The organism is Pseudomonas massiliensis (assembly GCF_000826105.1).
GTDB lineage: Bacteria > Pseudomonadota > Gammaproteobacteria > Pseudomonadales > Pseudomonadaceae > Aquipseudomonas > Aquipseudomonas massiliensis.
In genome coordinates this window covers 1,517,130-1,537,852 of sequence record NZ_CCYK01000007.1, presented here as the reverse complement: position 1 = coordinate 1,537,852, position 20,723 = coordinate 1,517,130, and the positions used below count along the sequence as shown (strand labels likewise).

Here is a 20,723-nt window from a genome sequence, read left to right as displayed (position 1 = left end):
GTTCAGTGCGCATTGGCGTTGACAGTGAAAGCGTCCTGGAGCAGCTTTTCCTGCTGCTCGGCGTGCATCGAGGCGTAGCCCACGGCAGGCGCGGCCGAGGCATCACGGCCGGCGTATTCTACCGTCAGCGACCGGTTGTGGTTGCCAATGACACGGCGCATATGGTGCTGGCTGCTGTACCAGGCGCCCTGGTTCATGGGCTCTTCCTGGCACCAGACGACGGTTTGCAGGTTGCTGTAGGGCGCCAGCATCTCCGCCAGGTCGGTGTCCGGGAACGGATAGAGCTGTTCCAGGCGGATGATGATGGTGTCTTCACGACCTTCGGCGCGGCGTTTTTCCAGCAGGTCGTAGTACACCTTGCCGCTGCAGAGGATCAGGCGCGTCACCTTGGCCGGGTCGAGGCTGTCGACTTCCGGGATGACTGTCTGGAAGGAACCTTCGGCCAGGTCCTCAAGGGTGGACACCGCCAGCTTGTGACGCAGCAGCGACTTGGGCGTAAGCACTACCAGGGGCTTGCGCAGCGGACGGATGACCTGACGGCGTAGCAGGTGGTAGATCTGGGCCGGCGTAGTCGGCACGCATACCTGGATGTTGTGCTCTGCGCACAGCTGCAGGTAGCGCTCAAGGCGTGCGGAAGAGTGTTCCGGCCCCTGCCCTTCGTAACCGTGTGGCAGCAGCATGGTCAGCCCGCACAGCCGGCCCCACTTGTGCTCGCCACTAGTGATGAACTGGTCGATCACTACCTGGGCGCCGTTGGCGAAGTCACCGAACTGGGCTTCCCAGATCACCAGGGAGTTTGGCGAAGTGGTGGCGTAGCCGTACTCGAAGGCCAGCACGGCTTCCTCGGAGAGGAAGGAGTCGTAGAGCTCGAAGCTCGGCTGGCCAGCGAACAGATGGCGCATCGGCACATAGGTGCTGGCGTCCTTCTGGTTATGCAGCACGGCATGGCGGTGCGAGAAGGTACCGCGACCGATGTCCTGGCCGGTCATGCGTACCGGATGGCCTTCGAACAACAGGGTGGCGTAAGCCATGGTCTCGGCGTAACCCCAGTTGATGGGGAGGCCGCCGGCCTGCATCTTCTGGCGATCTTCATAGATCTTGGCCACCTGGCGCTGAACGACGAAGCCTTCGGGCACTTCGAGCAGCTTGGCGGAGAGTTCCTGCAAAGTCTTGAGGTCGAAGCGGGTGTCGTGACGGGCGGTCCAGGCATGGCCCAGGTAGGGACGCCAGTCCACGAAGAGCTCCTTGTTGGGCTCCTTGACCAGGCTCTTGACCACGTGCAGACCGTTGTCCAGGGCGCTGCGGTATTCATCTACCTGGGCCTGGGCGATCTCGGGGGTCAGCGCGTTGGCTTGCGCCAGGCGCTCGGCGTACAGCTCGCGAGTGGTGCGCTGCTTGGCGATCTGCTGGTACATCAGCGGCTGAGTGCCGCTCGGCTCGTCGGCTTCGTTGTGGCCCCGGCGGCGATAGCAGACCAGGTCGATCACCACGTCACGCTTGTATTGCATGCGATAATCGATGGCAAGCTGTGTAACGAACAGCACTGCCTCGGGGTCGTCGCCGTTCACATGCAGGATAGGCGCCTGGATCATCTTGGCGACATCGGTGCAGTACTCGGTGGAACGAGCGTCACGGGCGTTGCTGATGGTGAAGCCGACCTGGTTGTTGATCACGATGTGCACCGTGCCGCCGGTCTTGAAACCGCGGGTCTGGGACATCTGGAAGGTCTCCAGGACAACGCCCTGGCCGGCGAAGGCCGCGTCGCCATGGATGGAAACCGGAACGACCTTGTCGCCGTTGGCATCGTTGCGGCGATCCTGACGGGCGCGCACGGAACCTTCGACCACCGGTGATACGATCTCGAGGTGGGAAGGGTTGAACGCCAGCGCCAGGTGCACTTCCCCGCCGGGCGTCATCACGTTGCTGGAGAAGCCCTGGTGGTATTTCACGTCCCCGGAACCGAGCTCGACTTTCTTCTTGCCCTCGAACTCGTCGAACAGATCCCGCGGGTTCTTGCCGAAGGTATTGACCAGCACGTTGAGGCGACCACGGTGGGCCATGCCGATGACGACTTCCTTGGTGCCGTAGGAACCGGAACGCTGGATGATCTCGTCGAGCATCGGGATGAGGCTTTCGCCACCTTCGAGACCGAAGCGCTTGGTACCCGGGTACTTGGTGCCCAGGTACTTTTCCAGGCCTTCGGCCGCGGTGACGCGTTCGAGCACATGGCTCTGCACTTCGGGCGAGTACACGGGACGACCACGAACGCTTTCGAGGCGCTGCTGGAACCAGGCGCGCTGCTCGGAATCGACGATGTGGGTGAACTCCGCGCCGATGGTGCGGCAATATGTCAGCTGTAAGGCTTCCTGGATTTCGCGTAGGCTCGCTTCTTCCTTGCCGATGAACAGGTCGCCGGTACGGAAGGTCGTATCAAGATCGGCATTGGTCAAGCCGTAATGATTGATCGACAGGTCTGCCGGAGCGGGCCGTTGCCACAAGCCCAGCGGGTCCAGCTGGGCCGCCTGGTGGCCCTGCATCCGGTACGCATGGATCATGCGCAGCACTTCAACCTGCTTCTTCTCGTGCTCACTGCTCACGCTACCGGCGGAAACCGGTTGGGCGCGGCGCTGGTTCTTCGCCAGCAGGACGAAATGATCGCGGACGGTAGAGTGCGAAACATCGGGGGCGGTGCTGCCTTCGGCGGGCAACTTCTGGAAGTAGGTGCGCCACTCTTCTGGCACAGCGTTAGGGTCGTGCAGGTAAAGCTCATAGAGCTCTTCCACGTAGGCAGCGTTTCCACCTGACAGGTAGCCGCTGTCCCACATGCGCTGCATCACGCTTTCTTGCATGCTTGGTCACCCTCGGTTAGGGGCCACCACCTGCGCGAGCCACGGCGGGCCTGAACAAGTCCGGTGCAGCGACTCGAACACAGCCACCAAGGGTCTCGCAGGTAGTCCGGGTACCAGCCCGGATGCCCCTGCTGGTCTCATTTCTTCAAAGTAAGGGCAGCGACCGGCAAGGCCGACGCCCGAGTTCTCGCCGTGGCCGGGCTGGCGGGCCTGACCACGGGGTGCTGCGGTGCAACGGATGAATCAGGTACCGCTTTGCAGCAGCATGTTACGCACGTGCCCGATGGCCTTGGTAGGGTTCAGGCCCTTGGGGCATACGTTCACGCAGTTCATGATTCCGCGGCAACGGAAGACACTGAAGGGGTCGTCCATGGCTGCCAGACGTTCGCTAGTGCGGGTATCGCGGCTGTCGGCCAGGAAGCGGTAGGCCTGCAACAGCGCGGCGGGGCCCAGGAACTTGTCCGGGTTCCACCAGAACGAGGGGCAGGACGTCGAGCAGCAGGCGCACAGGATGCACTCGTACAGGCCGTCCAGCTTTTCCCGGTCTTCCGGCGTCTGCAGGCGCTCGATGGCAGGCGCCGGCGTATCGTTCTGCAGGAAAGGCTTCACCTTCTCGTACTGCTTATAGAAGATGCTCATATCCACCACCAGGTCACGAATGACCGGTAGACCCGGCAGTGGACGCAGTACCAGCTTGTTGCCCTTGACCACGGACGACAGCGGCGTGATGCAGGCAAGGCCGTTCTTGCCGTTGATGTTCATGCCATCGGAGCCGCAGACCCCCTCGCGGCAGGAGCGACGATAGGAGAAGCCTTCGTCCTGTTCCTTGATCAGCGCGAGGACGTCCAGCACCATGAGGTCCTTGCCGCCGGTATCGACCTGGAAATCGACCATCTTGGGCGCGGCATCCTGGTCCGGGTTGTAACGATAAACACTGACTTGCAACATAGCGGTCATCACCCTTAGTAGGTCCGGACTTTAGGTTCGAAAGCTGGCACGGTTTTCGGCGCGAAGTTCACGGCACGCTTGGCGACGCGCTTTTCACCCGGGAAGTACAGGGTGTGGCACAGCCAGTTTTCGTCGTCACGGTCTTCGTAGTCTTCGCGGGCATGGGCACCGCGCGACTCCTTGCGCTCCTCGGCCGCGATCGCGGTGGCCTCGGCAACTTCCAGCAGGTTCTGCAACTCCAGCGCCTCGATGCGGGCGGTGTTGAAACCCTGGCTCTTGTCGTTGATCTTCACATTGGCGATTCGTTCACGCAGGCTCGCCAGCTGGGCAATACCCTTCTGCATGTACTCGCCGGTACGGAACACACCGAAGTAGTTCTGCATGCAGCTTTGCAGCTCGCGCCGCAGGGTGGCGACGTCTTCACCGGTGGTGCGCTCGTTCAGGCCGCTCAGACGGGCCAGGGCCACGTCCACATCGGTGGAGCTGGCATTGCGGTATTCGATGCCGTCGCTGAGTGCCTTCTCCAGGTGCAGGCCCGCGGCGCGCCCGAAGACGACCAGGTCCAGCAAGGAGTTGCCGCCCAGGCGGTTGGCGCCATGGACCGAGACGCAGGCGACTTCGCCCACCGCGAACAGGCCTGGGATGATGACATCCTTGCCTTCGCCGTCCTGGGTGATGGCCTGCCCGTGAATGTTGGTGGCCACGCCGCCCATCATGTAATGGCAGGTAGGCACCACCGGTACCGGGGCAACCACCGGGTCCACGTGGGCGAAGGTCTTGGACAGCTCGCAGATACCTGGCAGGCGGCTGTGCAGCACTTCCTCGCCGAGGTGGTCCAGCTTGAGCAGCACGTGATCGCCATTCGGACCACAGCCGTTGCCGGCGATGATTTCCTTGACCATGGAGCGGGCCACGACATCGCGACCGGCCAGGTCCTTGGCGTTGGGCGCATAACGCTCCATGAAGCGCTCGCCATGCTTGTTGATCAGGTAGCCACCTTCACCGCGGCAACCTTCGGTTACCAGTACGCCGGCGCCAGCGATGCCGGTCGGGTGGAACTGCCACATCTCGATGTCCTGGACCGGCACCCCGGCGCGCAGGGCCATGCCCACGCCATCGCCGGTGTTGATCAGGGCGTTGGTGGTGGACGCATAGATGCGGCCAGCGCCGCCGGTAGCCAGGACGGTGGCCTTGGAGCGGATGTAGACGGTTTCACCGGTTTCGATGCAGATGGCGATCACCCCGACGAAGGCACCGTCCTGGTTCTTCACCAGGTCCACGGCGTACCACTCGTTGAGGAAGGTAGTGCCGGCCTTGAGGTTGCCCTGGTAGAGGGTATGCAACAGGGCATGACCGGTACGGTCGGAGGCGGCGCAGGTACGCGCGGCCTGGCCACCCTTGCCGAAGTCCTTCGACTGGCCACCGAACGGACGCTGATAGATGCGCCCCGTTTCCGTGCGGGAGAAAGGCAGGCCCATGTGGTCCAGCTCGAAGACCGCGGCCGGGCCTTCCTGACACATGTATTCGATCGCGTCCTGGTCACCGATGTAGTCCGACCCCTTGACGGTGTCGTACATGTGCCAGCGCCAGTCGTCGTTCGGGTCGGCCGAGGCGATGGCGCAGGTGATGCCCCCCTGGGCCGATACGGTGTGCGAACGGGTCGGGAAAACCTTGGTCACCACGGCGGTCTTGTGACCCCCCTGGGCCAGTTGCAGCGCGGCGCGCATGCCGGCGCCACCACCACCGATGATGATGGCGTCGTAATTCAGCGTACGGATGTTGGACATGGATCAAATACCCCAGAGAATCTGCACACCCCAGACGAAGTAGGCGAACATTGCGACGCCACATACCGCCTGGAACAGGAAACGCACGACAGTGGCCGACTTGCCCAGCGCCATGGGCGTGAGGTAGTCGGTGGAAATGGTCCACATGCCGACCCAGGCGTGGGCGCTCAGGGCGACCAGCGACAACAGGCTGAAGATGCGCATCCAGTTATTGGAGAACAGAGCGTGCCACTGGGCGTAGTCGAGCCCCGGGTGAGCCACCAGGTATCCAATCAGGAAAATGAAATATACCGCGAGAACGACAGCTGAAACCCGCTGCGCCATCCAGTCGTAGAGGCCCGAACGGGACAGGTTAGTGACGTTGGTTACCATATCCAGACTCCCGCCAGAACGATCAACACTACGGAAACGACGATGACGATCTTGGAGCCGAGCTTGCCGCCTTCCAGCGTTTCGCCGACACCGGTGTCCATGATCAGGTGACGCACGCCGGCCACCAGATGATAAAGCAGCGCGGAGAGCAGGCCCCACATCACGAGCTTGGCCAGCGGACTGGTCAGATACGCCTTCACCTCGCCGAAGCCTTCCTCGGACCCCAGGGACTTGCCCAGCGCGTAGAGCGCCACGGCGATGCCGAGGAACAGGATGACACCGGAAATGCGATGGAGAATGGACGTGTAAGCAGTGACGGGGAGTTTGATGGTCCTTAGGTCTAGGTTTACAGGTCGTTGGCTATTCACGGCTTTTTTCACACTGAAGAGCCCCCAGCTAGCAGGGCAAAGTTGTAGGGAAGTGTACTGGTCAGGTACCCACCACCCAGGGAGTGACGACGACAGTGGAACGGGCTCGAAAGCCCCTGGCGGTCGGACGCCGAGTATAGACAGTTAGGATACTAATGACAACGTAAAGGACTGTTCCGCAATCCGCGTTGCAGCGCATTTCGAAAAGGCGTAGATGGTGTAAAAAAACTACATTTTCGGGCAGGCGAGGCGCCCATCCCAGGGCGGTTCGGCAAATTGACTTTGAGATTTATCACACTATAGTGGTGCGGGCCCTGCGTGGGGGGTCTGTCTGATGATTTGAAGCATTAATAGGAGGCCACAATGGCTGACAAAAAAGCGCAGTTGATCATCGAGGGCGCAGCCCCCGTCGAGCTGCCGATTTTAACCGGCACCGTTGGTCCCGAAGTTATCGACGTGCGCACCCTGACCGCGTCGGGCCGCTTCACCTTCGACCCGGGCTTCATGTCCACCGCCTCGTGCGAATCGAAGATTACCTACATCGACGGCGACAAGGGCATCCTTCTCCACCGCGGCTATCCCATCGAGCAGTTGGCCGAGAAGTCGGACTACCTGGAAACCTGCTACCTGTTGCTCAACGGCGAACTTCCGAACGCCGAGCAGAAGGCGCAATTCGTAAGCACCGTGAAGAATCACACCATGGTGCACGAGCAGCTCAAGACGTTCTTCAACGGCTTCCGCCGCGACGCGCACCCCATGGCGATCATGTGCGGCGTGGTCGGGGCGCTGTCCGCGTTCTACCACGATTCACTCGACATCAAGAACCCGCAGCACCGCGAGATCTCGGCGATCCGCCTGATCGCCAAGATGCCGACCCTGGCAGCCATGGTGTACAAGTATTCCATGGGCCAGCCCATGATGTATCCGCGCAACGATCTGTCGTACGCGGAGAACTTCCTGCACATGATGTTCAACACACCGTGCGAGATCAAACCGATCAGCCCGGTATTGGCCCGCGCGATGGACCGGATCTTCATCCTGCACGCGGATCACGAACAGAATGCCTCCACTTCCACCGTGCGCCTGGCCGGCTCTTCCGGGGCCAACCCCTTCGCCTGTATCGCGGCCGGCATCGCCGCGCTATGGGGCCCCGCCCATGGCGGCGCGAACGAAGCGGTACTGTCAATGCTCGATGAAATCGGCGATGTTTCCAATATCGACAAGTACATCGCGAAGGCCAAGGACAAAGACGATCCGTTCAAACTCATGGGCTTCGGCCATCGGGTTTACAAGAACTTCGACCCACGCGCCACCGTGATGAAGCAAACTTGTGACGAAGTTCTTGCCGAACTTGGCATCAAGAATGATCCGCAGTTGGAACTGGCCATGCGCCTGGATGAAATTGCACGTAACGATCCTTACTTCAAGGAACGCAATCTCTATCCGAACGTGGACTTCTATTCGGGTATCATCCTGAAAGCCATTGGCATTCCAACCAGCATGTTCACGGTAATCTTCGCCCTTGCCCGTACGGTCGGCTGGATTTCCCACTGGAAGGAAATGCTCTCGAGCCCTTACAAGATCGGCCGCCCACGCCAGCTGTATACTGGCGAAACCCAGCGAGACGTGAAGGACCTCGAAACTCGCTAGACAAGATTGTGCCAACTGAAGAGCCGCCCCAGGGGGCGGCTTTTTCTGGCCCGCTCAACGTTGCTCGGCGAGCGCCTTCAGGCTTTTAAGCGTGTTGAAAGGCGCGTCCACCACGAACTTGTTGGCGAGCCAGGAAGGAACGCTACCCCCAGGCTCGGTATGCACCTGATAGGTGACCTGGGTAGCATTCGGCCCCTTGGGCTCAAGCTTCCAGTAGCCCTCGACCTGCGCGACGCGCACAAAACCCTTTTCCTCCGGCAAATAGGTAGGCACGCCCTTGAGTTGGCGAGTGATGGAACCATCCGCCCCTTCGCTGCTGGTCACTTCCAGCACCGAGTCGCGGGGCGTCACCGGCCACGGCGTATTGAACTGGGTGTAGGTCCAGCTCTTCGCCCCTTCATGCTTGAGCAGCTTCTGCGACTTGCATTCATGGATCCAGGCGCAGGCGCCACTGGCGTCTTCCTGCAAGCCGCGCACCTTGACCAATGGAGCATTGATGGTGACTACTCCTTTATAGGTCTTGTAGTCAGACCCGGGCTGCGCGCTCAGGGAAACGGTGATGCCGTCCGCCTGCTTGGCCACCTGCCAATCCTCGGCGACGGCAATGCCACTGAGCCAGGGAAGCGCGCACACTGTGATCACTCGATACATCGCTCTCATAGGTTTTCCTTCTTGTTTACGAGACGCTAGAAGCCCCAGCCACGGTTTCGCACTCCAGCCATGCCAGGGTCGCCAGCGCCTGGGCCGTGTCCGTGCCGCAGACCTCAGGATCAGCGGTGAATGCACTGCACACCGGCGGCCGTTCAGGCTGGCCGAATATCCTGCAGCGGTTGTCGTTATCGAGCTGTACACAGCGCTCTCCGGCGCGCTTGCCCTGCGGCATGCCCGGAATGGGGGACGAGATCGATGGGGCGATGCAGCAGGCACCACAGCCGGCACGGCACAACATGGCAGCACGACTCCGTAGAGGGCGATAGGGTGAAGCAGGACGATGTTAACCGGGTAAACGCTCGTTTGAAACCGCTGTTCGGCGTATATGGCCTATTGCTTGAACTTGAAGTCCAAGGCCGCGCCATCGACTTCCCGCCGACTGTCGTTGCGTAGCTGCAGATCCATTTCGTTGGTAAGCAGCCGACCGTTGAGTTCGAAGGGCTCCCCTTCGACCTTGGGCGCGAACAGCGAGGGCAATAACGGCTTGCCGTCCACAGCCGCCTGAGCCGCCGCAGCAGGAACCCGCTCGGGCTTTCCAGGAGGCTGCAGCTGCTTGACCATATCCTTTGGTAGGCTGAGGTCGAGCTTCGCGGCGGGAATATCCGTGGCGATGACTTCGGCTTTTTTTCGTGACTTGCTTTTGGCGGCGACTTTTCCCGCTGTTGCCTTGCCTCGATTGCTGGCAATGCTCTTGGACGCCTTGCCTTTGCCAGGTTGAGCCTTAGTGACAGCGGGTTTTTTGGCGGAACCTGGCTTGACAGGATCAGCCGACAAGGCCTCGGGGGCAGCTACCGCCTTGCCCAGCCCAAACCCTTCAGGCGCGTCGACTGCAGGCGCCGCCGCCATGGCCAGGGCCGCCGCCGGCAGCGCCGAGGCGAACATGAGGAGGGAAGCGAGGCGCGTGAGCCGGTTCATGGAATGACCACCTAGCAACGGACAAGGGGCATGCTCGCTCTCACCCGCGACCTTGGCAAGGGCTGCATCGTGACATTGGACTGATCAATACCAGGCGCCGTTCCCGCTTTCCTCGCACAACTGCGTAGCCAGGACGCCAAGAGTCATCAATGCCCGCTCGGACTCGCGATTCCAGGGGATGCCGCAGTTCAGACGGATGCAATGATTGAACTGCTCGGTATTACTGAAGATAAGTCCCGGCGCAATGCTGATCCCCTGCTCCAGGGCACGTACATGCAGCTCCTGGGTGTCGACGCGGCCTGGCAAGCTCACCCAGAGAATGAATCCGCCCAGAGGGCGCGTCATCTGGGTTCCGCTGGGAAAATACTGTTGCACAGCCAACTGGTAGGCCGTGAGGTTCTTCCGATATTCCTGGCGAATGTGGCGCAGATGGCGGTCATAGCCGCCATTCTCCAGGTAGCTGGCAATGGCCATCTGGGTCACGCTGCACGCCGAATGAGTACTGAAGGTCTGCAGTCGCTGAATCTCGGCCTGATGCTTGCCCGCAATCATCCAGCCGATGCGCACGCCCGGCGATAGGGTCTTGGAAAAGCTGGAGCAGTAGATGACATGCCCCTGCCGGTCATAGGCTTTCAACGCCTTGTGGCGCCCCTGGTCAAACATCAGCTCGCCATGGATATCGTCTTCGACGATCTGTATGTTGAAATCCGCCGCCAAGCGCAGCAGCTGCTTCTGTCGTTCCTCGGGAACAATACCTCCCAGCGGGTTGCTCAGACGCGAGGTCATCATCAGCGCCTTGATCGACCATTGATTAGCGGCCAGTTGCAAGGCCTCAAGGCTGATTCCCGCGGTGGGATCGCTTGGAATCTCGATAACCTTCAGCCCTAGCAGGTCGGCCAGTTGCAGCAGCCCGTAGTAGGTAGGCGATTCGGCGGCGATGAGGTCGCCCGGTCGCGTCACCGTCCGCAATGCCATCTGTAACGCGTCGACGCACCCATGGGTGATCACCAGGTCTGCCGGGTCCACCACCACCCCTGCGTCCCGCATGCGGATAGCGATCTGCCGGCGAAGGGGCTCGTAGCCCGGGCTGAACATATAGCTGAAGGCCCTGGGGCTCTGGAACCGGGTTACCTTGGCGATCTGCTGGTGCAACGCGCGCACCGGCAGATACTCCACATGAGGCACAGCCGCTCCGAGCGCAAAGACGCCGTCACGTCTGGACTCATCGAGTACCTGCTGGATGATGCTGCTGCGGGTGACCAGGCCGGGGCGCTCGACGCGGGCGATGTCAGGCGTAGGCGCCGTCAGCGCAGGGGTCTGATGAACATAGTAGCCCGACTGCGGCCGCGCCCGGATCAGCCCCTGGTCCTCTAGATTGGCGTAGGCTTGCAGCACCGTGGCATGGCTGACGTTGAGCTGAGCGCTCATCTTGCGCACTGAAGGTACACGCTCTCCTGGCTGGTACACACCCTTGCGGATGTCTTCAGCCAGCTGTTGGGCGATGCGCTGATAGAGGAGAAGGTTGGTCATGGCGCCGCCGAACACCTGAGCACGATACAGTTGCAACTGTATGGGAACAAGGCACGAATTGCCAGAGGCCGCTCGCGCGGCCACTTGCATACCCTCAGCCGGACGGTCAGCGCTGCTGACCCAGTACGCCCTGGCGGTCAGAGATCACCACTTCCACCCGGCGGTTCAACGCCCTGCCCCGCTCCGTGGCATTGGCCTCGACCGGGTATTGATCGCCATAGCCCAGCACCTGGATGCGGCTCTCGCGCACGCCCAGGTCGACCAGCATGTCGGCGACCGCTTGCGCGCGGTCCCGTGACAGTTTCAGGTTCTCATCCGCCGAACCCGTGCTATCCGTATAGCCCTCGATGCGCACAGCCCGGCGAGGATTCATCTGCAGAAACTGCACCAGCTTGAGCAAGGTACGGTTGGCCGAGGGCTTCAGGTCTGCCTCGCCAGTGTCGAACAACACGTCGCCCAGGGTCAGGACCAGACCGCGATCAGCGTCGGTCGTGGTCAGTGCCAGCAGTTGATCCTCCAGCCACTGGCCCTGGCGCTGGACGCTCATCAGTTTCGATTCGCGCAAGGCCAGTTGGAGCCGTTCCCGTTCCAACTCCTGATGCTGGCGTCGTTCCTGGTTACCCGCCGCCTCGCTATGGGCCATGGCGATGTCGCTGTAGCGACTGCTCAGATACGCGTAGTGGCGTACGTCGCTTTCACTCCCCCAGTAGCCAGCGAGGCGCTCGGCGCGCGCCAGCGATTCGCCGGCGCGAATCACGTCTCGCGGCGCATGCCGCAGTACTTCGGTGTTATCGCGCACTGCCTGGAAACGGGTGTTGGCCTGGGCAAGCGCTTCATCCGCGTCGTGGGTGGCGCACCCGGCCACGGTACCGGCCAAGCCCAGGATCAGGCAACTGGCGGCCCGCCATGGCTTGAGGCTCATTGAACGTCCCCCAGTTGCTTGTGCAGGCGCTGGATGCGGGCATTGACCTGGGCCAACTGTTCGCGACTCTTGCGGTTCAGTTCGTTGGCTTCGGCCAGTCGCGCATCCAGCTCCGCCTGTTCCAGAGCCATGCGCGCCGCCTTGTTACGCTGGCCCGCCAATTCAGCCCGCGCCCGGGCGGTCTTGGCCAGAGCTTCGGAAAGTGGCGCGCTGTCATCGGCGGCGCCCACTGCGCGCGCCTGTTCGATGGCTTGCTCGGTCAGCCGCAGTTGTTCATCCGGCACCGGGTCCGAGGCACAGCCGGCCAACGCCAGCGCGAGCCCCAGGGAGTAAAGTCGTTTGTTCACACTGCTCATCCTATGGTTTCGCCGTTGCGCCCGCCGCTTGTTGCTGTAGCTTCCAGCGTTCGGCGTTGCGCTGCAGGATCGCCTGGATCCCGCCGGAGGCGGCCAATTCTGTCATTTTTTTTGCCAGCTGTCCGCGCAGCCAGCCGTCGTTGCAGGCAGAGTCCTGGGCGATCGCCAGGTAGATGCCAGGCCGGTCGACGGAGACCTCCGTGGGAACGAGCTGCCCGGTGAGCCCCAGCGCCTCGACCGCGGCGGCACCCGCGTAGCGAGGCGCGATGGCGTATTGCGCCTCACCCTGGGCAAGGCGCCGCAGCGCTTGCGAGAGCGATTCGGCGACTGTCAGCTTGAGATGAGTGGCCGCGAAAGCCTGGAAAGCCGGTGTCAGGCGAGCCTTGCCGGATACGATGCCCTGAGCGCCGGCAAGGTCGGCGAGGCTGCCATACGCGGGGTTGGCGCCCTGGCGAACCCAGGGCACGTACTCGTTGTAGGCCAGGGGTGGATAGACGTAGTCCAGACGAGTCAGGTCTTGCTCATTGAGTACGGCATCGGCCAGCAGGTCCACACGGCCGCTACGCGCTTCCTCCAGTGCCTGGGAGCGCCTGCCGGTATAGAGTACGTCGATTTTCACGCCCAGTTCGCCACTCACTTGCGAGAGGATGTCGATACTGGCGCCGATCAAGCGGCCAGGCTCGGCCGGATCACGCCACGCAAAGGGTGGCGCGTCCGGGCTGGCCGTGGCGACCAGTCGCTCGCAGCTGCCTCCGGCAAGGGCCAGAGAAGGGAGCAAGGCCAGACAGGCCAGGGAGCGGGCGGTCCAAGACATAGCGTCATCCGGCAGCTAAAGCCCGGCAGTTTAGCGCCAGGGGATGGCTAAGGAAACGATACCCCATCAGGGATGGCCTGGTCGCACAGACGCAAAACCCGGGCAAGCCCGGGTTTCTGGCTTCGCCGCGAAATCAGACCAGTTGTTCGAACTGGGGAATGATTTCGAACAGGTCGCCCACAAGGCCGTAGTCCGCCACCTGGAAGATAGGCGCCTCTTCATCCTTGTTGATGGCCACGATGACCTTCGAGTCCTTCATGCCAGCCAGGTGCTGGATGGCGCCCGAGATACCGACGGCAATGTACAGTTGAGGCGCGACTATCTTGCCGGTCTGGCCTACCTGCATGTCGTTGGGCACGAACCCGGCATCCACCGCGGCGCGGGATGCGCCGACGGCGGCACCAAGCTTGTCCGCCAGAGCGTAGAGATGCTTGAAGTTGTCACCGTTCTGCATGCCGCGGCCGCCAGAGACTACGATCTTGGCCGCCGTCAGCTCGGGACGGTCCGACTTTGCCAGCTCTTCGCTCACGAAAGCCGAAACGCCAGCGCTCTTCACTTCGCCGACCGCTTCGACCGAGGCCGCGCCACCTTCGGTGGCGACCGGGTCGAAACCGGTGGCGCGCACGGTGATGACCTTCACAGCTGCGCTGGACTGCACGGTGGCGATCGCGTTACCCGCGTAGATAGGCCGCTTGAAAGTATCGGCGCTTTCCACGGCGATGATCTCGGAGATCTGATCGACGTCCAGCAAGGCGGCGACCCGCGGCAGGAAGTTCTTGCCATTGGTAGTGGCCGGGGCGAGCACATGGCTATAGCCCGAGGCCAGCGAAACGATCAGTGGAGCGACGTTTTCCGGCAGTTGATGGGCATAGGCAGCGTCATCGGCGGCCAGCACCTTGGCAACGCCCGCCACCTTGGCGGCCGCCTGGGCGACCGCGTCGATCCCCTGCCCTGCGACCAGGACGTGAATGTCGCCGCCAATCTTCTGCGCGGCCGCCACGGTGTTCAGGGTAGCGCCAGCCAGTGCGCCGTTCTCGTGTTCAGCGATAACCAGGATAGCCATCAGATTACCTTCGCCTCGTTCTTCAGTTTTTCGACCAGCTCGGCGACCGACTTGACCTTCACCCCAGCGCTGCGGGTGGCTGGTGCCTCGACCTTGAGGGTCTTGGTGGTGGACGTGAGGGAAATGCCCAGGTCCTGGGCCTTGACCACTTCCAGCGGCTTTTTCTTGGCCTTCATGATATTGGGCAGCGACGCGTAGCGCGGTTCGTTCAGGCGCAGGTCGGTGGTGACGATCGCCGGCAGGTTCAGCGCGACCGTCTGCAGGCCGCCGTCGATCTCACGGGTGACGTTGACCTTGTCCCCGCTCAGCTCGACCTTCGAGGCGAAGGTGCCCTGAGCGTAGCCGGTCAGCGCGGCGAGCATCTGGCCGGTCTGGTTGTTGTCGCTGTCGATGGCCTGCTTGCCAAGGATCACCAGTTGCGGCTGCTCCTTGTCCACGACGGACTTGAGGGCCTTGGCGATGGCCAGGGAATTGAGTTCTTCGGTGGCTTCGATGAGCACGGCGCGATCGGCCCCGAGTGCCAGGGCGGTCCGCAGCTGTTCCTGGGCGGTTGCCGGGCCTACCGTGACCACGACGATCTCGCTGGCGACGCCCTTTTCCTTGAGACGGACGGCCTCTTCAACGGCGATTTCGCAGAACGGGTTCATGGACATCTTGACGTTGGCAAGATCGACCCCGGAGTTGTCCGGCTTGACCCGGACCTTGACGTTGTAATCGACCACTCGTTTGACAGCTACAAGAACCTTCATGGATTCCTCGTTACTCTCCGGTGAATAGAATGTCGCAGGGCGGGCCTTGCGATTGCTCATGGCGCGACATGCCGCCGGCCAGGAAGCTTCATGCGAAAACTGGCTGTGCCCGACGGCGCCATGCCTGTCGATCAGCAGCGTAGCAGGCCTGCGAGGCCTTGATCGCCCGCCCCGGGCCTGGGCCCGGAAGCCGCCACAGGGCGCGAAGCCGGCCGTCGCAAGCGACAGCCGGCGTGAAACCGCTCGTATCTTGACCGTATCGAAAAACCCGGTCAATACGCGGAACCCGCCGGTCACGCCGTTGCGCATGGCGTATTTACAGGCCTGGAGCGAATTCAAACAAACGTTTGATTTGGACCGGCCCAATGGTGTAGATATAATGTGCCACCCGCGGTAAAGGGCCACTTGAGCCCCCTGCCCCGAGTCTGCCGCGTGGTGCTCGTGCATCACCGCTACAGGCGTGGCCAGCGCGCCAACCTGCCCATTAGAAGAAACCGTACCCGCCTGTGTTAGGAGAGAACCTGTGGAACGCGAATACATGGAATTCGACGTGGTCATCGTCGGGGCAGGCCCCGCGGGCCTGTCTGCTGCCTGCCGTATCAAGCAGAAAGCGGCCGAAGCCGGTAAGGAAGTCAGCGTCTGCGTGGTCGAAAAGGGCTCCGAGGTCGGCGCCCACATTCTCTCCGGGGCTGTGTTCGAACCCCGCGCGCTGAACGAACTGTTTCCCGATTGGCAAGCGCTCGGCGCCCCGCTCAATACCCCCGTCAAGCGTGATGACATCTATCTGCTGAAAGATGCCGAGCGCGCGCGCAAGATTCCCGACGCCTTCGTGCCCAGGACCATGCACAACGAAGGCAACTACATCATCTCGCTGGGCAATCTCTGCCGCTGGCTTGGCCAGCAGGCGGAAAACCTGGGCGTGGAGGTGTATCCCGGATTCGCCGCGCAGGAAGCGCTGATCGACGAGCAGGGCATCGTTCGCGGCATCATCACCGGCGACATGGGTGTGGATCGCGAAGGCCAGCCCAAGGAAGGCATGTACACGCCCGGCATGGAACTGCGTGGCAAGTACACTCTGTTCGCCGAAGGCTGCCGCGGGCACATCGGCAAGCAGCTGATCGAGCGCTTCGCCCTGGACAGCGAAGCGGACCCTCAGCATTACGCCATCGGCCTCAAGGAGATCTGGGACATCGACCCGGCGCGCCACGAGCAGGGCCTGGTCGTGCACACGGCGGGCTGGCCTCTGGACGACGAGAACCCGGGAGGTTCTTTCCTTTATCACCTGGAAAACAACCAGGTGGTCGTCGGGCTCATCGTGGACCTGTCCTATAGCAACCCTTACCTGTCGCCCTTCGACGAATTCCAGCGCTACAAGCATCACCCGGTGATCAAGCAGTACCTCGAAGGCGGCAAGCGGGTCTCCTACGGTGCCCGGGCCATTGCCAAGGGCGGCTACAACGCGCTGCCGAAGATGGTGTTCCCCGGTGGCGCCCTGATCGGTTGCGACCTGGGTACCCTGAACTTCGCCAAGATCAAGGGCAGCCACACCGCCATGAAATCCGGCATGCTGGCCGCCGAGGCGGTGGTGGAAAGCCTGTTCGCCGGAAGCGAGGGCGGTGACCTGCTCAGTGCCTACCCGGAAACCTTCAAGGCGAGCTGGGTCTACGAAGAGCTGTTCCGTAGCCGCAACTTCGGCGCGGCGATCCACAAATGGGGCGCGGTCAAGGGAGGCGCCTTCAACTTCATCGACCAGAACCTGTTCGGCGGCAAGATCCCCTTTACCTTGCGCGACACTACCCCCGACTATGCCTGCCTGAAGCTGGCCGCCGATTCGAAGAAGATCGACTACCCCAAGCCAGACGGCAAACTGAGCTTCGACAAGCTCAGCTCGGTGTTCCTGTCCGGTACGAACCATGAGGAGGAACAACCCTGCCACCTCAAGCTCAAGGATCCGAGCATTCCGATCGGGAAGAACCTGCCGCTCTACGACGAGCCCGCCCAGCGCTATTGCCCGGCCGGCGTGTATGAAGTGGTGACCCAGGAAAACGGCGACAAGCGCTTCCAGATCAACGCCCAGAACTGCGTGCATTGCAAAACGTGCGATATCAAGGACCCTTCCCAGAACATCACCTGGGTAGCACCCGAAGGCTCGGGCGGCCCGACTTATCCCAACATGTAGAGGCAGGGGTTGAAGAGCTGGCGAGGCTATTGGACGTTCGCTAGCCTTCGCCCTATCTGAAGGGATCAGCCAGTAGCGATATGGCGGGGCAACGCTCTTCGATGAGCGTCGCGCAAACCGCCGGGGTCAGCCGCCCAGCTCGCGACTTACGGCTTGGGCGGCCTGCTGGACCCTTGGCCGCAGTTCGTCCATGCGCTCCAGGGGCATGTAGGGTACCGTACTGGCGACACTGATGGCGGCGACGATCTGCCCGCTGGCGTCGCGCACGGGTGCGGCCACACAGCGGATGGAGGGCTCATTGTCTTCCAGGTCGAACGCATACCCACCGGCGGCATACTCCTGCATGCGGGCCAGAAACGTCTCCCAATCCGGTTCAGCGCGGCCGGGCCACACGGCGGCGGGCTGAGGCTGCCCTTCGAACAAGCGCCGCCATTCCGCCTCGGCGGCATCGAGCAACAGTGCCTTGCCGATCCCGGTACGGGTGAGCGGCATGCGCTGGCCGACCCGGGAACGCATCTCCGGCCCGTTTCGCCCTGGGTTCTTATGCAGGTAGAGCACCTGATCGCCGTCGCGCACGGCCAGGTGCACCGTATCGCCGGTAAGCCTCGATAGCTCATCCAGCCAGGGCGTGGCCAATGCTGGCAGCGGGAGTTCGTCCCGCGCCTGGAAACCCAGCTCGATCAGCCTCGAGCCGAGGTAGTAACCCTGTGGCGTCACCCGCAGGTAGCGCGCTTCCACCAGGGCACTGGCCAGGCGATGAGTGGTGCTGCGGGTCATCCCCAGGCGCGCGGAAATCGCCTTGAGGTCGCGCGCGCCCGTGGCCACCGCCTGGATGACATTCAACCCTCGCAGCAGCGTCTGGGTGCCGGCGGGCACGGAGCAAGAGGCATCACTGGACGTCATCGACTATGACCCTGAACGGTAAAGGAGCTCATTATCGTCGGCCGCGAAGGAGCCGTCATCTCTCCTCGACCGCGATGCGTTCTACCTTCCCGACCAGGAGGATATAGCAGAGCGCGCCCACTAGCGCAGTGGCCGCTACATAGGTGATGGCTGGGGCGAACGAGTCTCCGCTTGCCAGGAAGCCGATCACCATGGGTGTGATGATGGCCGACAGGTTGCCGATGAAATTGAACATGCCGCCCGTAAGCCCCAGCAACCCGGCCGGCGCCAGGGTCGATACCAATGACCAGGTAATGGACGCCAGGCCGTTGCCGAAGAAGGCCAGGGCCAGGCAAGCGATGACCACAGCCGTGGAGTCGAACCAATTAGCGCCTATGATGCTGGTAGAGATGAGCAGCCCGCCGATGATCGGCAACTTGCGCGCCACGCCCACGCTGGCGCCGCGGCGGATAAGCCAGTCGGAAAACACCCCGGAGCAAAGCACGCCGATGAAGGCGGCCAGGAACGGGACTGCTGCCAGCAGCCCGGACTTGATGAAGTCCATGCCCCGGTATTTCACCAGGTAGGTAGGAAACCAGGTCAGGAAAAACCACAGGGTCGAGTTCAGGCAAAACTGGCCGATATAGATGCCCCACAGCTTGCGCTGGGTCAGGACGGCCTTGATTTCCCAGGCCTGGAAACCGCGCCTGGCAGCCTTGCCCTGCAGGTCCAGCAGGCCGCCGCCTTCCTGAATCAATGCCAGCTCCGCCGCGTTCGCGCCCCGGGCGGCGCGCGGCTCTCGATACAAGGCATACCACGCCAAGGCCCAGGCCACGCCTGCCAGGCCGGTGATGACAAACACCATCTGCCAGCCGAAGGCCTGTTGCAGCCAGGCCAACACCGGCGTCAGGAACGCCAGCCCGACGAACTGCCCAGAGGTGTATACCCCCACGGCGGTAGCTCGCTCACGCTCAGGGAACCAGCTGGTCACTACCCGGCTGTTGATCGGATAGGCCGGCGCTTCCAGCGCGCCCACTGCCATGCGCAGCACGAACAGCGCCACGAAGCTGCCGACGAAGCCCAGGGCCAGGGTAGCCAGTGACCATAACAGCAGCGCGGCGGTATAGAGGATGCGCGGCGGTACCCGGTCAACCAGCCAGCCGCCGGGAATCTGCATGGCGGCGTAGGTCCAGCCGAAAGCAGAGAACACGAGCCCCACGTGGGTGGGGTCCAGCCCCAGCTCACCGGTCAGGGCGGGCGCGGCGATGGACAGGTTGGCGCGATCCAGGTAGTTGATCACCACGGTGATGAACAGCAGCACCATGATGAAGAACCGTTTACGCGTAGGCGCCATCGCGACGCTGGGGGCCACTGGCGCGGCGGTAGCTGAGGTGTGCATGTCGGGTCTCTTCTGATTATTGTCCACGTGCCGAACGCGCCCTCAGGCGCCGGGCGGCCTTACCACTCTGCGAAACTGCCATCGGCGTGACGCCAGATCGGATTACGCCAGCGGTGGCCAATGGCGGCTCGCTCACGCACGTACTCTTCGTTGATCTCGATGCCCAGGCCTGGACCGCGCGGGATCTTCACGAAGCCGCTGTCGTAATCGAAGACTTCGGGCTGGCGGACATAATCGAGCAAGTCGTTGCTCTCGTTGTAGTGGATGCCCAGGCTCTGCTCCTGGATGAACGCGTTGTAGCAGGCCGCGTCCAGTTGCAGGCAGGCGGCCAGGGCGATAGGCCCCAGGGGGCAGTGCAAGGCCAGGGCCACATCGTAGGCTTCCGCCATGGCGGCGATCTTGCGTGTTTCGGTGATGCCGCCAGCATGGGACGCATCGGGCTGGATGATATCCACGTAGCCCTCGCTGAGGATGCGCTTGAAGTCCCAGCGGGAGAACAGCCGCTCGCCCAGGGCGATGGGAGTACTGGTCAGAGGCGCCAGCTCCTTCAAGGCTTCGTAGTGTTCGCTGAGTACAGGCTCCTCGATGAACATCAGCTTGAATGGGTCCAGCTCTTTCATCAGCACCTTGGCCATGGGCTTGTGCACGCGCCCATGGAAGTCAACACCAATGCCTACGTTGGGGCCTACGGCATCGCGAACGGCGGCCACGCTGGCCAGGCAGCGATCGACCTTGTCGAAACTGTCCACATACTGCATTTCTTCAGTGCCGTTCAGCTTCACCGCGCTGAAGCCACGGGCCACGGCCTCGCTCGCTGCCGTGGCGGTTTCCGAGGGTCGGTCGCCGCCGATCCAGGAATATACCTTGATGCGATCACGGACCTGCCCGCCAAGCAGATCACTGACCGACACCCCCAGGGCCTTGCCCTTGATGTCCCACAAGGCCTGGTCAATGCCGGCCAGGGCGCTCATGTGTACCGCCCCACCTCGGTAGAAACCGCCGCGGTATAGCACCTGCCAATGGTCCTCGATGTTGCGCGGGTCCTTGCCGACCAGGTAATCGGCCAGCTCCTCGACCGCCGCCGCCACGGTGTGCGCGCGCCCCTCCACCACCGGTTCGCCCCAGCCACTGATGCCTTGGTCTGTCTCGATTTTCAGGAAGCACCAGCGCGGGGGCACGATAAAGGTGGTCAAACGGGTGATTTTCATCGCTTGTCTCTCTTGTCGATG

19 protein-coding genes are annotated in these 20,723 nt (G+C 62.4%); 2 read left to right on the top strand and 17 right to left on the bottom strand.

The annotated features are described in order from the left end of the window. Nucleotides 1–2: 2 nt before the first annotated feature. The 5 genes from BN1188_RS17775 to sdhC form a co-directional block, all read right to left on the bottom strand. A complete protein-coding gene (locus BN1188_RS17775) occupies nucleotides 3–2,849 on the bottom strand; it encodes a 2-oxoglutarate dehydrogenase E1 component (protein ID WP_040262768.1) in 2,847 nt (948 codons plus the stop codon). 243 nt (nucleotides 2,850–3,092) lie between these two features. Beyond that, a complete protein-coding gene (locus tag BN1188_RS17770) occupies nucleotides 3,093–3,797 on the bottom strand; it encodes a succinate dehydrogenase iron-sulfur subunit (RefSeq protein WP_040264197.1) in 705 nt (234 codons plus the stop codon). A 14-nt stretch (nucleotides 3,798–3,811) separates the two neighbouring features. Further along, nucleotides 3,812–5,584: a succinate dehydrogenase flavoprotein subunit gene (sdhA, locus tag BN1188_RS17765; protein ID WP_040262764.1), complete on the bottom strand. Its 1,773-nt coding sequence runs from the start codon at nucleotides 5,582–5,584 to the stop codon at nucleotides 3,812–3,814. A gap of 3 nt (nucleotides 5,585–5,587) precedes the next feature. After that, a complete protein-coding gene (gene sdhD, locus BN1188_RS17760) occupies nucleotides 5,588–5,956 on the bottom strand; it encodes a succinate dehydrogenase, hydrophobic membrane anchor protein (protein WP_040262762.1) in 369 nt (122 codons plus the stop codon). Further along, nucleotides 5,950–6,336, bottom strand: a complete 387-nt coding sequence (gene sdhC, locus BN1188_RS17755) for a succinate dehydrogenase, cytochrome b556 subunit (RefSeq protein WP_187375337.1) — start codon at nucleotides 6,334–6,336, stop codon at nucleotides 5,950–5,952. Before sdhC ends, sdhD begins: the two co-directional genes overlap by 7 nt. Before the next feature lie 351 nt (nucleotides 6,337–6,687). Between sdhC and gltA the strand changes: the two genes are divergently transcribed. Further along, nucleotides 6,688–7,974: a citrate synthase gene (gltA, locus tag BN1188_RS17750; protein WP_040262761.1), complete on the top strand. Its 1,287-nt coding sequence runs from the start codon at nucleotides 6,688–6,690 to the stop codon at nucleotides 7,972–7,974. A gap of 54 nt (nucleotides 7,975–8,028) precedes the next feature. Here gltA and BN1188_RS17745 read toward each other — a convergent pair whose 3' ends face one another. The 9 genes from BN1188_RS17745 to BN1188_RS17705 all read right to left on the bottom strand — a co-directional run bounded on the left by BN1188_RS17745 (nucleotide 8,029) and on the right by BN1188_RS17705 (nucleotide 15,034). Further along, nucleotides 8,029–8,634, bottom strand: a complete 606-nt coding sequence (locus tag BN1188_RS17745; protein ID WP_040262758.1) for an START domain-containing protein — start codon at nucleotides 8,632–8,634, stop codon at nucleotides 8,029–8,031. Between the two features lie 16 nt (nucleotides 8,635–8,650). Beyond that, nucleotides 8,651–8,923, bottom strand: coding sequence for a YkgJ family cysteine cluster protein (locus BN1188_RS17740; RefSeq protein ID WP_040262756.1), 273 nt, complete (start codon nucleotides 8,921–8,923; stop codon nucleotides 8,651–8,653). 92 nt (nucleotides 8,924–9,015) lie between these two features. After that, on the bottom strand, nucleotides 9,016–9,600 hold the full coding sequence (locus tag BN1188_RS17735) for a hypothetical protein (protein WP_040262755.1): 585 nt from the start codon (nucleotides 9,598–9,600) through the stop codon (nucleotides 9,016–9,018). A gap of 84 nt (nucleotides 9,601–9,684) precedes the next feature. Next, nucleotides 9,685–11,130, bottom strand: a complete 1,446-nt coding sequence (locus tag BN1188_RS17730) for an aminotransferase-like domain-containing protein (protein WP_040264192.1) — start codon at nucleotides 11,128–11,130, stop codon at nucleotides 9,685–9,687. A gap of 106 nt (nucleotides 11,131–11,236) precedes the next feature. Next, the gene (locus BN1188_RS17725) at nucleotides 11,237–12,052 is read right to left on the bottom strand and encodes an OmpA family protein (RefSeq protein ID WP_040262753.1); all 816 of its coding nucleotides are present in this window, start codon (nucleotides 12,050–12,052) and stop codon (nucleotides 11,237–11,239) included. Further along, nucleotides 12,049–12,408 carry a DUF4398 domain-containing protein gene (locus tag BN1188_RS17720; RefSeq protein ID WP_040262750.1) on the bottom strand — a complete coding sequence of 120 codons (360 nt, stop codon included), beginning with the start codon at nucleotides 12,406–12,408 and terminating at the stop codon, nucleotides 12,049–12,051. Before BN1188_RS17720 ends, BN1188_RS17725 begins: the two co-directional genes overlap by 4 nt. A gap of 1 nt (nucleotide 12,409) precedes the next feature. After that, on the bottom strand, nucleotides 12,410–13,222 hold the full coding sequence (locus tag BN1188_RS17715) for a substrate-binding periplasmic protein (RefSeq protein ID WP_040262748.1): 813 nt from the start codon (nucleotides 13,220–13,222) through the stop codon (nucleotides 12,410–12,412). A gap of 133 nt (nucleotides 13,223–13,355) precedes the next feature. After that, a complete protein-coding gene (locus BN1188_RS17710; RefSeq protein WP_040262746.1) occupies nucleotides 13,356–14,285 on the bottom strand; it encodes an electron transfer flavoprotein subunit alpha/FixB family protein in 930 nt (309 codons plus the stop codon). Continuing rightward, nucleotides 14,285–15,034, bottom strand: coding sequence for an electron transfer flavoprotein subunit beta/FixA family protein (locus tag BN1188_RS17705; protein WP_040264190.1), 750 nt, complete (start codon nucleotides 15,032–15,034; stop codon nucleotides 14,285–14,287). Before BN1188_RS17705 ends, BN1188_RS17710 begins: the two co-directional genes overlap by 1 nt. Nucleotides 15,035–15,557: 523 nt before the next feature. On the opposite strand from BN1188_RS17705, the gene BN1188_RS17700 reads away from it, so the two are divergent. Next, entirely contained in the window at nucleotides 15,558–17,213 is a 1,656-nt protein-coding gene (locus tag BN1188_RS17700) for an electron transfer flavoprotein-ubiquinone oxidoreductase (protein ID WP_040262744.1), read from the top strand. Nucleotides 17,214–17,339: 126 nt separating this feature from the next. Here the strand turns inward: BN1188_RS17700 and BN1188_RS17695 are convergent, their stop codons facing one another. From BN1188_RS17695 to dgoD, 3 genes are read right to left on the bottom strand one after another with little or no spacing between them, the layout of a single operon-like run. Then, on the bottom strand, nucleotides 17,340–18,116 hold the full coding sequence (locus BN1188_RS17695) for an IclR family transcriptional regulator (protein WP_040262743.1): 777 nt from the start codon (nucleotides 18,114–18,116) through the stop codon (nucleotides 17,340–17,342). A gap of 55 nt (nucleotides 18,117–18,171) precedes the next feature. Then, a complete protein-coding gene (locus BN1188_RS17690; RefSeq protein WP_052469346.1) occupies nucleotides 18,172–19,494 on the bottom strand; it encodes an MFS transporter in 1,323 nt (440 codons plus the stop codon). A gap of 59 nt (nucleotides 19,495–19,553) precedes the next feature. Next, nucleotides 19,554–20,702, bottom strand: a complete 1,149-nt coding sequence (gene dgoD, locus BN1188_RS17685) for a galactonate dehydratase (RefSeq protein WP_040262742.1) — start codon at nucleotides 20,700–20,702, stop codon at nucleotides 19,554–19,556. Between the last annotated feature and the right edge of the window lie 21 nt (nucleotides 20,703–20,723).